The sequence below is a fragment of the Brevundimonas albigilva genome (assembly GCF_023573565.1).
GTDB classification, from domain to species: Bacteria; Pseudomonadota; Alphaproteobacteria; order Caulobacterales; family Caulobacteraceae; genus Brevundimonas; species Brevundimonas albigilva.
Genome location: NZ_CP097649.1, coordinates 1,496,115 through 1,507,796, shown reverse-complemented (window position 1 = coordinate 1,507,796; position 11,682 = coordinate 1,496,115). Strand labels below are relative to the sequence as shown.

Annotated in this window: 15 protein-coding genes; 2 read left to right on the top strand and 13 right to left on the bottom strand. The window is 69.9% G+C overall.

Annotation, left to right across the window (positions count from 1 at the left end):
* Positions 1-11: 11 nt before the first annotated feature.
* Together M8231_RS07500 and M8231_RS07495 are read right to left on the bottom strand one after the other, a co-directional pair.
* Entirely contained in the window at positions 12-749 is a 738-nt protein-coding gene (locus tag M8231_RS07500) for an arginyltransferase (RefSeq protein ID WP_249750499.1), read from the bottom strand.
* Positions 750-863: 114 nt separating this feature from the next.
* On the bottom strand, positions 864-1,763 hold the full coding sequence (locus tag M8231_RS07495) for a flagellar motor protein MotB (protein ID WP_249750500.1): 900 nt from the start codon (positions 1,761-1,763) through the stop codon (positions 864-866).
* A 115-nt stretch (positions 1,764-1,878) separates the two neighbouring features.
* On the opposite strand from M8231_RS07495, the gene M8231_RS07490 reads away from it, so the two are divergent.
* Entirely contained in the window at positions 1,879-2,745 is an 867-nt protein-coding gene (locus M8231_RS07490) for an NAD(P)-dependent oxidoreductase (protein ID WP_249750501.1), read from the top strand.
* Positions 2,746-2,748: 3 nt separating this feature from the next.
* On the opposite strand, the gene M8231_RS07485 is transcribed toward M8231_RS07490, so the two are convergent.
* Both M8231_RS07485 and hemB read right to left on the bottom strand, forming a co-directional pair.
* Complete coding sequence (locus tag M8231_RS07485) at positions 2,749-2,955, bottom strand: alkylphosphonate utilization protein (RefSeq protein WP_249751987.1); 207 nt, start codon at positions 2,953-2,955, stop codon at positions 2,749-2,751.
* 92 nt (positions 2,956-3,047) lie between these two features.
* Complete coding sequence (gene hemB, locus M8231_RS07480) at positions 3,048-4,046, bottom strand: porphobilinogen synthase (RefSeq protein ID WP_250202534.1); 999 nt, start codon at positions 4,044-4,046, stop codon at positions 3,048-3,050.
* 132 nt (positions 4,047-4,178) lie between these two features.
* On the opposite strand from hemB, the gene M8231_RS07475 reads away from it, so the two are divergent.
* On the top strand, positions 4,179-4,991 hold the full coding sequence (locus M8231_RS07475) for a class I SAM-dependent methyltransferase (protein ID WP_250202533.1): 813 nt from the start codon (positions 4,179-4,181) through the stop codon (positions 4,989-4,991).
* Between the two features lie 8 nt (positions 4,992-4,999).
* Here M8231_RS07475 and M8231_RS07470 read toward each other — a convergent pair whose 3' ends face one another.
* From M8231_RS07470 to glyA, 9 genes are all read right to left on the bottom strand, one after another.
* On the bottom strand, positions 5,000-5,425 hold the full coding sequence (locus M8231_RS07470) for a hypothetical protein (RefSeq protein ID WP_249750504.1): 426 nt from the start codon (positions 5,423-5,425) through the stop codon (positions 5,000-5,002).
* 42 nt (positions 5,426-5,467) lie between these two features.
* Positions 5,468-6,457: a thiamine-phosphate kinase gene (gene thiL, locus M8231_RS07465; protein WP_250202532.1), complete on the bottom strand. Its 990-nt coding sequence runs from the start codon at positions 6,455-6,457 to the stop codon at positions 5,468-5,470.
* A complete protein-coding gene (gene nusB, locus M8231_RS07460) occupies positions 6,457-6,981 on the bottom strand; it encodes a transcription antitermination factor NusB (protein WP_249750507.1) in 525 nt (174 codons plus the stop codon). Before nusB ends, thiL begins: the two co-directional genes overlap by 1 nt.
* Positions 6,978-7,439, bottom strand: a complete 462-nt coding sequence (ribH, locus tag M8231_RS07455; RefSeq protein ID WP_249750508.1) for a 6,7-dimethyl-8-ribityllumazine synthase — start codon at positions 7,437-7,439, stop codon at positions 6,978-6,980. Before ribH ends, nusB begins: the two co-directional genes overlap by 4 nt.
* Positions 7,436-8,575 (bottom strand): 3,4-dihydroxy-2-butanone-4-phosphate synthase, encoded by a 1,140-nt coding sequence (ribB, locus tag M8231_RS07450; RefSeq protein ID WP_250202531.1) that lies wholly within the window; start codon positions 8,573-8,575, stop codon positions 7,436-7,438. The genes ribH and ribB overlap by 4 nt, the downstream gene beginning before the upstream one ends.
* A complete protein-coding gene (locus M8231_RS07445; protein WP_249750509.1) occupies positions 8,572-9,162 on the bottom strand; it encodes a riboflavin synthase in 591 nt (196 codons plus the stop codon). The genes ribB and M8231_RS07445 overlap by 4 nt, the downstream gene beginning before the upstream one ends.
* Before the next feature lie 85 nt (positions 9,163-9,247).
* A complete protein-coding gene (locus M8231_RS07440; RefSeq protein WP_250202530.1) occupies positions 9,248-9,868 on the bottom strand; it encodes a RibD family protein in 621 nt (206 codons plus the stop codon).
* Positions 9,868-10,338 (bottom strand): transcriptional regulator NrdR, encoded by a 471-nt coding sequence (gene nrdR / locus M8231_RS07435; RefSeq protein WP_250202529.1) that lies wholly within the window; start codon positions 10,336-10,338, stop codon positions 9,868-9,870. Before nrdR ends, M8231_RS07440 begins: the two co-directional genes overlap by 1 nt.
* A 7-nt stretch (positions 10,339-10,345) precedes the next feature.
* Entirely contained in the window at positions 10,346-11,629 is a 1,284-nt protein-coding gene (gene glyA, locus M8231_RS07430; protein WP_283843696.1) for a serine hydroxymethyltransferase, read from the bottom strand.
* Between the last annotated feature and the right edge of the window lie 53 nt (positions 11,630-11,682).

Here is an 11,682-nt window from a genome sequence, read left to right as displayed (position 1 = left end):
GTCGGAGAGGATCAGCGCTCCAGCCGCATCCAGCCCAGAGGGCGCAGCGCCTCCATCGGCCGGAACTCGGCCTTGTAGTTCATCTTCTCGGACCCCTGGACCCAATAGCCCAGGTACACGAAGGGCAGGCCGACCTGCTCCGCCTGACGGACATGGTCCAGGATGGCGAACCGACCCAGGCTGCGTCGATCCATCGTCGGATCGTAGAAGCTGTAGACCATCGACAGGCCGTCGCGCAGCAGGTCGGTCAGGGTTACGGCCGCCAGGTCGCCAGGCCCGCCATCGGTCGACGGCAGGCGGTATTCGATCAGGTGGGTGCGCACGGCCGTGTCCTCGACCATGGCGACATAGTCCAGCCAGCCCATGTCGCTCATGCCGCCCTGCGGATGACGCGCGGTCAGATATCGGCGCAGCAGCTGGAACTGCTCGGTCGTCGCCTCGGCCTCGACCAGATTGCGCGACAGGTCGTCGTTGCGGGCCAGCACCTTGCGCTGGGAGCGGGAGAAGGCGAAGTCGGCCACCGGGATGCGCACGGAAACGCACGCATCGCACGCCTCGCACGCCGGGCGGTAGGCGATGTTCTGGCTGCGGCGAAAGCCCGCGATCGTCAGCTCGTCGTTGACGTGGGCGCCGTCCGAGAAGGGCAGGTTGGCGAACACCTTGCGCTCGGTCTGGCCGGGCAGATACGGGCACGGCGCGACCGAGGTCATGAAGAATCGAAGTTGCCGGGTCGGTACGTGTTGCGTCACGGCCTCAGGTCCGCATCCGATCATGCCAATATTGCGACGATGCAACGTGCATCCCGCGATTTGGCGGCATTCGCCGCCCGGCCGCAAGCGCACGGGCGCCACAGCCGCCGGCGATCACAGCGAGGTGTCCATCGGCAGCACCGGCGCTTCCCGCAGCAGCACGATCGAGATGCGGCGGTTTCCGGCCAGGCTGGGGTCGTCGGGATAGAGCGGATCCGAGCCGGCCTTGCCTGCCACCGAATAGACGCGGTCGGGGTCGACGCCGGCGCCCTGGAGGACCAGACGCGAGGCGTTGGCGCGCGCCGACGACAGGGTCCAGTCGCCGGGGCCGCTGGCGCGGCCCGAGCCGGCGACGGCGCTGGTGTGCCCGGTGATCGAAATCCGGTTCGGCAACTGGTTGATGACCCGCGCCACCGCCCGCAGCAACACCTGGGCGCGCGCGTTCGGCTGGGCCGAGTTGTTGTCGAACATCGACCGGCCTTCCTGGTCGACCAGCTGGATGCGAAGCCCCTCGGGCGTCTGGTCGACGATCAGCTGCTTCGACAGTTCGGCCAGCTCCGGCATGGACTGCATCGCCTGACGCAGGGATTCCGCGGCGCTGGCGAACTGGTCGGCCTCGCGACGGCGCATTTCCGCCTCCAGGGCGGCGTCGCTGGCCGAGGACAGGTTGGAACTGGGGCCGGCCTGGGTGGCGTCGGGCGGCGCCTCGGGCGCCAACTGCTCGATCACGGACATGGAGCCCGAGCTCTTGGGGCCGTCGTCGCCCAGCGCGGTGCCGCCCAGGATGCCGCCCGACCCGGACGTCGTCTCGGACACGCTGGCGGGGGCGAAATATTCCGCAATGCCCTTCTTCTGTTCCGGGTCGGTCGCATTGACCAGCCACATCAGCAGGAAGAAGGCCATCATCGCGGTGACGAAGTCCGCATAGGCGACCTTCCACGCGCCGCCGTGGTGGCCGTGGCCGCCGCCCTTCTTCACCTTCTTGATGAGGATCGGACGATCGCTCACGGACATCGGCACGCACCCCTGAATTCTGCGCCGCATCATGGCGCGGATAAGGTTAAGGCGTCCTTTCCCTTGCTCGCGCGGGAGGACCGGCCTAGTCCGGCGGCGAACACGGGAGCCTGTCATGAAGATCGCATTCGCCGGCCTGGGGGTCATGGGCGCGCCGATGGCCCGGCATCTGGTCGAGGCCGGTCATCAGGTGGCGGGCTACAATCGCTCTGCGGCCAAGGCGCAGGCCTGGGCGGAAGGGACGGGCGGGCGCTTCGCGGCGACGGTTGTCGAGGCGGCGCAGGGCGCGGATCTGTTCATCCTGTGCGTCGGAAACGACGACGACGTGCGCGCGGTCGTCGCCGAGGCCTTGCCCGTGCTGGCGTCCGGCGCCGTCATCGTCGACCACACGACGACGTCGGCCAGGATCGCGCGCGAGATGGCCCAGCAGGCCGCCGAATTCGGCGTCGCCTTCGTGGACGCCCCCGTCTCCGGCGGGCAGGCGGGGGCCGAAAACGGACAGCTCAGCGTCATGGCCGGCGGCGACGCCGAGGCCCTGGCCAAGGCCGAACCGGCCCTGAAGGCCTATTCCAAGGCGATCCAGCACATGGGGCCGGCGGGCTCGGGCCAGCTGACCAAGATGGTCAACCAGATCGCCATCGCCGGGGTGGTGCAAGGCCTGGCCGAGGCGGTGCACTTCGCCCAGGTCGCGGGCCTGGATACGGACAAGGCCTATGACGCCGTGTCGAAGGGCGCGGCGCAGAGCTGGCAGATGGACAACCGGTGGAAGACGGCGGCGCGGGGCGAGTTCGACTTCGGCTTCGCCGTCGACTGGATGCGCAAGGACCTGGGCCTGGTGCTGGACGAGGCGCGGTCCAACGGCGCGCGCCTGGCCCTGACCGCCCTGGTCGACCAGTTCTACGCCGAGGTCCAGGCGATGGGCGGAAACCGCTGGGACACCTCCAGCCTCAAGGCGCGCCTGCCGGGACCGGACGGCGCCTGAGCCTCAGACCTTGCGCACGAACTCCGCGCGCAGGACCAGGCCCTTGATGGTCGGATGGCGACAGTCGATCTCCTGATCGTCGCCGGTCAGGCGGATCGATCGGATGACGGTCCCGCGCTTCAGCGTCTGGCCCGCGCCCTTGACCGTCAGGTCCTTGATCAGGGTGACGGCGTCGCCGTCGTTCAGTTCGTTGCCGACGGAATCCACCACCTTCGGCGTCGTGGCGGCGGCCTTCTCGGCGGCTTCGGCGGGGCTCAGCCACTCGCCGGTCGCTTCGTCGTACACGTAGTCGTCGCTCACCCTCAGGCTCCCAGAAGCCGCGCCGCCTGGGGCGCGAAATAGGTCAGCACGCCCGCCGCGCCCGCGCGCTTGAAGCCGTGCAGCGTCTCCAGGATCGCGCGATCCTCGTCCAGCCAGCCGTTGGCGATCGAGGCGCGCATCATCGCGTATTCGCCCGACACCTGATAGGCGAAGGTCGGCACGCGGAAGGTCTCCGACACCCGCCGCACGACGTCGAGATAGGGCGTCCCCGGCTTGACCATCACGGCGTCGGCGCCCTCCGACAGGTCCATCGCGACTTCCTTCAGCGCCTCGTCGGCGTTGGCGTAGTCCATCTGATAGGTCTTCTTGTCGCCGGTCAGGGACTTGGACGATCCTACCGCGTCGCGATAAGGCCCGTAGAAGCAGGAGGCGTATTTGGCCGCATAGGCCAGGATCAGCGTGTCCTGGAAGCCGTTGGCCTCCAGCGCCTCGCGCACGGCCTGGATGCGTCCGTCCATCATGTCCGACGGCGCCACGACGTCGGCGCCGGCGTGGGCGTGGATGAAGGCCTGTTCGGCCAGGCGCTCCAGGGTGGCGTCGTTGACGATCCGGCCGTCCTCCATGACCCCGTCGTGGCCGTGGTCGGTGTAGCAGTCCAGCGCCACGTCGGTGATGACGCCGATCTCGGGCGCGGCGTCCTTGATGGCGCGAATGACGTCGGGGATCAGGCCGTCCGGATCGGTCGCGCCCGTCCCGACATTGTCCTTCTCCCCGCCGACGTTGGGAAACAGCGCCACGGCCGGAATGCCCAGGTCGCGCGCCTCGACCGCCGCCCTGGCCGCCGCCTTGGGCGACAGGCGGAAGACGCCGGGCATGGAGGCGACGGGCGCGCGGTCCTCGGCGCCGTCGTGGACGATCAGCGGCCAGATCAGGTCGGCGGGGGTCAGCATCGTCTCCGCGACCAGGCGACGGATCCAGGGACTGGACCGGAGCCGGCGTGGACGGGCCAGCGGGAAGGGGGCGGGTTGGAAGGGGAGCATGGCGGACCTCGAATTCGGGTGCTGGACTAAGCCCGACGCCGCGCCAGTGCAAATCGCGTCTTGCATCGGATCCTTTCCGCGCCGATCTGCTATGCAGGAGAAGGCGCGCGCCGCGCCGGGAGGACAGAGATCATGATCCATCGTCTGGGCGTCGCGGCGGCCGTCGCGCTGGTGGGCGCCGCCCTGTCGGGCTGCATCGTCATCGCCTCCGAGGGGGGAGAGCGGACGGTCGTGACATCGGGCGCGTCGGCGGCCATGCCCACGCCCCAGGCCAGTTTCGCGGTCCTCTATCAGGAGGCCGTCGCCGATCCGCGCCGCCCGGCCGAGGAGACCGCGCGCGATCCGCTGCGACATCCGGCCGAGATGCTGGCCTTCGCCCAGGTGGCGCCGGGCGACCGCATCGCCGACATCCGGCCGGGCGCCGGCTACTTCACCCGCCTGTTCGCCGACGTCGCCGGCCCCAACGGCCACGTTTACGCCTTCGTGCCCAACCGCACGGCGGAGCGCGAAAATCCCGGCGCGGACGCCCTGGCCCAGGCCTATCCCAACGTCAGCCGCGTCAACGGCGCGCTGGACGCGATGACGTTCGACGAGCCGCTGGACCTGGTGTTCATGAGCCAGGAGTATCACGACTTCCACATTCCCCGCTTCGAAACGGACGTGGCGCGAATGAACGCGGCGGTGTTCGCGGCGCTGAAGCCGGGCGGCCGCTACGTCGTCATCGACCACCAGGCCGCGCCGGGAACCGGCGTCTCGGCGGTTTCGACGCTGCATCGGATCGAAGGCGACTATCTGCGTCGCGAGGTCGAGGCGGCCGGGTTCGTCTTCGAGGGCGAGAGCCGCGCGGTGGCGAACGCCGCCGACGACCACAGCCTGAATGTGTTCGACGAGGGCATCCGGGGCCGCACCGACCAGTTCGTCTATCGGTTCCGCAAGCCGGGCTGAGCGCCGGTTCAGCGGGCGGTCGGCATTCCCGACCGGCGGCGCGGGTTCTGGGCGACCACCTCCACCCGCGTCACCGAGCCCCGGCCCGATATGCCGGCGGCGGCCGCGACCAGGGCGTTGGACAGGGCGCGCTCGTCCAGCCGCGTCCAGTCGCCCGGCACGGTGAAGGGGGTGCGGTGCGCGGCCTTGACCAGGGCGTCGCGGAAGAAGGCCTCCTTGGGCCGCATCTGCTCCACGGTCTTGCCCGCGCCCAGGTGCAGGCGCAGCGAGACGAAGACGTAGTTGCGCAGCCGCCCGCCCTCGATCACCGGCAGGCCGACGCCGGCGACGCCGAGCGCGGGGGCCTCGGCCGATCCGGCCTTGGGCGAGGAGGCGCGGGCCGGGGCGGCGGCCAGGGCCAGGCCGGCTGCGGCGAAGAGGGCGCGACGGTTCATGGGCCTTTCCATGCCACGTCCGGGTTAGGATTCCCTTTCCGCTCAGCCGTGGGTCCAGCCCGCGCGCGCAAGGGTGATGGGGCGGCCGTCGTAGGTCACGGTCAGGCCCTCTCCGGCGGCGACCTGGCCGATGAGGGTCAGGCGGACCAGCCGGCGCTCGGCCTCGCGGCGCAGCAGGTCCTCGTCGCGCGGGTCGGCGGTGAAGGCGATCTCGTAGTCGTCGCCGCCCGCAGCCAACTCTTCCAGGGACAGTTGCGGGTCGACCCGATCGGCGAACCAGGCCTGGGCCGCGGCGGACAGGGGCAGGACGTTCAGGTTCAGCCGCACCTCGACGCCGCTGGCGCGGGCGATATGGGCCAGGTCGGCGGCCAGGCCGTCCGAGACGTCGATCGCCGCTGTGGCGTGGTCGCGGACCATCTCGGCGAAGTCCAGGCGCGGGACCGGGGTGCGGTAATGGGCGATCAGGGCGTCCAGCCGCTCGGGGTCCAGCGACAGCTCTCCGCGCGCGGCGCGCAGCCCCAGCCGCCCGTCGCCGATATGACCGGTGACGAACACCAGGTCGCCGGGGCGCGCGCCCGAGCGGGGCACGGTTCGGCCCGCCGGCGTCCATCCAAGGGCGGTCAGGGAGAAGGCGGCCGGGCCGGGGGTGGAGACGGTGTCGCCGCCCAGCAGATGCACGCCGAACGTCGCCTGGTCCTCGGCCAGGCCGGCGGCGAAGGCCTGGCGCTCGGGCCAGCCGCAGCGCTCCGACCACTGGCAGGCCAGGAGATAGCCGAAGGGCTCCGCGCCCTTGGCGGCCAAGTCCGACAGGTTCACCCGCAACAGCTTGCGGGCCACGGCGTCCAGCGGGTCGTCGGGCAGGAAATGCACCCCCTCGACGATGGCGTCCTTGGTCAGGACCAGGTCGAAGCCGGGGCGCGAGGGCAGGGCCGCGACGTCGTCGCGCAGGCCCCGCGCCCATTCGGGATGAGCCAGCGGCGCCAGGAGCGTGTCGATGGTCTCGAACTCGCCCGCGACGTCGAGGGCCGGCATCAGGCGCGGGCGTCGCGGGCGACGCCGTCCAGGGCGGCGTTGACGAACCGGGCCTCGGCGTCGTCGAAGAAGGCCTTGGCCAGTTCGACATATTCGTCGATCACCACCTCGCGCGGGGTGTCGGGCTGTTTCAGCAGCTCCCAGGCGCCCGAGCGGAGCAGGGCGCGCAGGGTGGCGTCCAGCCGCTCCAGCCGCCAGTTCGAGGCCAGGCGCGCCTTGATGGCGGCGTCGAGTTCGCGCTGGTTCTCGACCACGCCGCGAACGATCTCGGCGAAATAGGCCTCGTCGGCCTCGGCCAGGGCCTCGCCCTCGATGTCGGCGTCGAAGCGATGGTTGGCGAACTCGGCGATCACCGTCTCCACGCCCTCGCCGGCCAGCTCCATCTGGTACAGGGCCTGGACGGCGGCCAGGCGCGCCACGGTGCGGGCGCGGCGCTGCTTGGAGGTCAACTGCGGCTCGGCGCGCTGTCTTTCGGCCTCGGCCAATTGTTCGAGGACGGACTTCAGGCTGTTCGGTTCGGTCATGCGCCGAGGCCTAAGCGCAACCGACGGCGCAATGCAATGAGGTCGAGGCAGGCTTTCGCCGCGCCGCCGCCCTTGTCGCCTTCGGACAGCCGCGCGCGAGCCCAGGCCTGATCCTCGTCCTCGGTCGTCAGGATGCCGTTGCCGATGGCCAGGCCCTTGACGCCCAGTTGCATGATCCCGGCGGCCGACTGGTCCGAGACGATCTCGAAATGATAGGTCTCGCCGCGGATCACGCAGCCCAGGGCGACAAAGCCGTCGTAACGCGGGGCGGTCGGATAGCGGCCGGCCTCGTCGGCCATGGCGATGGCGGTCGGGATCTCCAGGGCGCCGGGCACGGTGACGACGTCGAAGTCGGCGCCGTGCGCCTTCAGCGTTTCCTTGGCGCCCTCCAGCAGGGCGTCGGCCAGGTCGTCGTAGAAGCGCGCCTCGACGATCAGGATGCGCGGGGCGTCTCTCACTTCTGGTCCTCTCCGTCCATGTCGCGCCAGCCGACGATGCGCAGGCCGTAGCCCTCAAGCGCCGTCGGCTCGGGCCGCGTCGAACTCATCACGATCATGTCGCGAACGCCCAGGTCCAGCAGGATCTGCGCGCCGACCCCGTAGGCCCGCAGCGACCGATCGACCGCCGCCGGCTTGTCCGCGCCCGCCAGCCGCTCGGCCAGCGAGGTCAGCGACGGATCGCGCAGGAAGACGACGACGCCGGCGCCGTCGTGATCGGTGATCTGGCGCAGGGCCTTGGGCACATAGTCCTGGCGCCGCTCGACGTGGCCCAGCATGTCGCAGGCGAAATCGACCTGGTGCATCCGCACCAGGGTCGGCTTGCCCGGTTCGATCCGGCCGTGGACAAGGGCCACATGCTCGGCCCCCTCGATGGTGTTCTTGTAGAGCATCATGCGAAACGGGCCGCCGTGGACGCTCTCGAACGGGGTGTCCATGATGCGTTCGACGAACCGCTCGGTGCGGCGGCGATAGGCGATCAGGTCGGCGATGGTGCCGATCTTCAGCCCGTGCAGCTGGGCGAAGGCGACCAGGTCGGGCATCCGCGCCATCGTGCCGTCGTCCTTGATGATCTCGCAGATCACCCCGGCGGGGGTCAGGCCGGCCATGCGGCTGATGTCCACGGCCGCCTCGGTATGGCCCGCGCGGACCAGGACGCCGCCGTCGCGCGCCACCAGGGGGAAGATGTGGCCGGGCGAGACGATGTCGTCCATGCCCTTGGAGGCGTCGGTGGCGACATGGATGGTGCGCGAGCGGTCCGCCGCCGAGATCCCGGTCGTGACCCCCTCCTTGGCCTCGATCGAGACGGTGAAGGCGGTCTTCATGCTCTCGCGATTGTCGGCGGCCATCGGCGGCAGGCGCAGCTGCTGGGCGCGCTCGGCCGTCAGGGCCAGACAGACCAGGCCTCGCGCCTGGCGGATCATGAAGTTGATCTGGTCCGGCGTGGCGAACTGGGCCGGGATGATGATGTCGCCCTCGTTCTCGCGGTCCTCGGCGTCCACCAGGATGTAGGGCCGGCCGTTGCGGGCGTCCTCCAGGATGTCCTCGATGGGGCTGATCGGGCTGTCGTTCATATTACTGGCTGCAAGCTGCATCATGCCGTCTCCTGCCACCGCGCGAGGTATCGCGCCAGCATGTCGATCTCCAGATTGACCGGATCGCCCGGATTCAGGCGTCCCAGCGTCGTCGCCTCCCACGTATGCGGGATGATGTTCAGGGAGAAGACGCGGTCCTGGACCGCGTTCACCGTCAGGGACACGCCGTCGACGGTGATGGAGCCCTTGGCGGCGATATAGCGATGCAGCGGGGCGGGGGCCTCGACCTCTATACGGTGCGAGCCGCCCTCAGGCGTGATCGAGACGATCCGGCCCAGCCCGTCCACATGGCCCGAGACGACGTGGCCGCCCATTTCGTCGCCTAGCTTCGCGGCCCGTTCCAGATTGACGCCGTCGCCGGCCTTCCAGGCGCCGAGCGTGGTCTTGGACAGGGTCTCGTTCGACACCTCCACAGCGAACCAGCCGGGGCCTTTTTCCACCACCGTCAGGCAGCAGCCCGCATGGCTGATCGAGGCGCCCAGGTCGATGCCGGCCGTGTCCCAGGCGGTCTCGATCTCGTAGCGGCGGTCGCGCTCGGTCTGGGTGACGTCGCGGACGCGGCCGATGTCGGTGACGATGCCGGTGAACATTACGCTCGGCCCCCTTCGGCCGCGAAAAACAGGGTGTGAATAGTGTGAAAGGTATGAAATCGACCGGTCGACGGCCCGTGCGGCGTCAGAGTCGGTCGTAACGTTCCCACAGATCGTCTCCGGCGGGCGCGGCGCCCAGGCGACGGAACTTGGGGGCGTCGGCCAGCTTTGCAAGCGCCAGGGCGGCCACGCAGGGCCGCCCCTCGGCCCCCAGCAGGATCGGGGCGCGGAACCATTCCAGCCGATCCACCGCCCCGGCCCGCAGGAACGAGGCCGCGACCTGGCCGCCCCCCTCGATCAGGAGGGAGGCGACGCCAGCGGAGTCGAGCGCCCGCAGGACGGCCGGGATCGACGGCCGGCCGTCCTCGGTCTCGACCTGGCGGACCCGGGCGGCGCCGACGGGCGCGGGCGGGGCGGCGGTCAGGATCAGGGTGTTCTCGCCCGCCAGCTTCGCCGTCGCGGGCGTGCGAAGCCGGCTGTCCAGGACGACGCGCAACGGTTGATCCACCGCGCGGCCCGGCAGGCGGGCGGTCAGTTCGGGGTCATCGTGCAGCACCGTCTCCACCCCGACCAGGATGGCGTCATGGGCGGCGCGCAGGCGGTGGCCCTCCAGCCGCGCGGCCTCGCCGGTGATCCAGCGGCTTTCGCCGGACGCGGTGGCGATGCGCCCGTCCAGGGAGGTGGCCAGCTTGAGGGTGACGCGCATCAGGCCTTGCCGGGCGGCTCGTCGAAGCCTTCGTCGCCCAGGAATTTGGCGAAGTCGCCGGTGTGGCGGAAGTCCTTGTACACCGAGGCGTAGCGGACGTAGGCGACCTCATCGACGCCCTTCAGCGCCTTCATGATGAAGTCGCCGACCACGCTGGACGGGATTTCGGTCTCGCCCAGGCTTTCCAGCTGGCGGACGATGCGGTTGACCATTTGCTCGATCTGGTCGGCCTGGACCGGGCGCTTGCGCAGAGCCACGCCCAGGGAGCGCTCCAGCTTGTCGCGGTCAAACGGGGTGCGGCGGCCGTTGCGCTTCAGGATGACCAGTTCGCGCAGCTGCACCCGCTCGAAGGTGGTGAAGCGCCCGTTGCAGTTGGGGCAGGACCGGCGGCGTCGGATGGCCGAACCGTCGTCCGACGGCCGGCTGTCCTTCACTTGGGTGTCCTGATGACCGCAGAAGGGGCACTTCATCGGACGGTCATCCGTAGATGGGGAAGCGGTGCGTCAGTTCGCGCACCTGGGCCGCCACGCCGGCGACCAGGGCGGGATCGGCCTCGTCCCCGCCGTTCATCGACGAGACGACGTCGGCGATCCAGTGGCCGATCTGCTGGAACTCGGCCTCGCCGAAGCCGCGCGTGGTGCCGGCCGGCGTGCCCAGCCGGACGCCCGAGGTGACGGTGAAGGGGGCGGTGTCGAACGGCACGCCGTTCTTGTTGCAGGTCATCAGCGCCTTTTCGAGCTCGTGCTCGGTGGCCTTGCCGGTCACGCCCTTGGGCCGCAGGTCGACCAGCATCAGGTGGCTGTCGGTGCCGCCCGAGACGATGGCCAGGCCGCGCTCGACCAGGACGGCGGCCAGGGCCTGGGCGTTCTTGACCACCTGCTGGGCGTAGAGCTTGAACTCGGGCTTCAGCGCCTCGCCGAAGGCCACGGCCTTTGCGGCGATGACGTGCTCCAGCGGGCCGCCCTGCAGGCCGGGGAAGACGGCCGAGTTGATCTTCTTGCCCAGGTCGGCGTCGTTGGACAGGATCATGCCGCCGCGCGGGCCGCGCAGGGTCTTGTGCGTGGTGGTGGTGACGACGTGGGCGTGCGGGATCGGGTCGGGATAGACGCCGCCGGCGACCAGGCCGGCGTAGTGGGCCATGTCGACCATCAGATAGGCGCCGACGCTGTCGGCGATCTCGCGGAAGCGCTTGAAGTCGATGTGGCGGCTGTAGGCGCTGGCGCCGGCCAGGATCAGCTTGGGCTTTTCCCGCTCGGCCATCTCGGCGACGTGATCGTAATCAATGAGATGGTCGTCTTCCTTCACCTTGTAGGTGACGGGGCGGAACCACTTGCCGGACTGGTTGGCGGGCGAACCGTGGGTCAGGTGGCCGCCGCAGGCCAGATCCATGCCCAGGAAGGTGTCGCCCGGCTGCAGCAAGGTGAAGAAGACCGCCTGGTTGGCCTGGGCGCCCGAGTGGGGCTGGACGTTGGCGAAGGCGGCGCCGAACAGCGTCTTGGCGCGCTCGCGGGCCAGGTCCTCGGTGATGTCGACGTATTCGCAGCCGCCGTAGTAGCGACGGCCGGGATAGCCTTCGGCGTATTTGTTGGTCAGGACCGAGCCTTGCGCGTCCAGCACCGCCTGGGAGACGATGTTCTCCGACGCGATCAGCTCGATCTGTTCGCGCTGACGGCCCAGTTCGCCCTGGATGCCCTTGAAGACGTCCGGATCGGCGTCGGCGAGCGTCTTGGTGAAATAGGCGTCGTGGGTGAAGGCGGTCACGCTGAAATCCCCGCAAATCGAAAGCTGGCCTATCTAGGCCGCGGCGGGAAGAA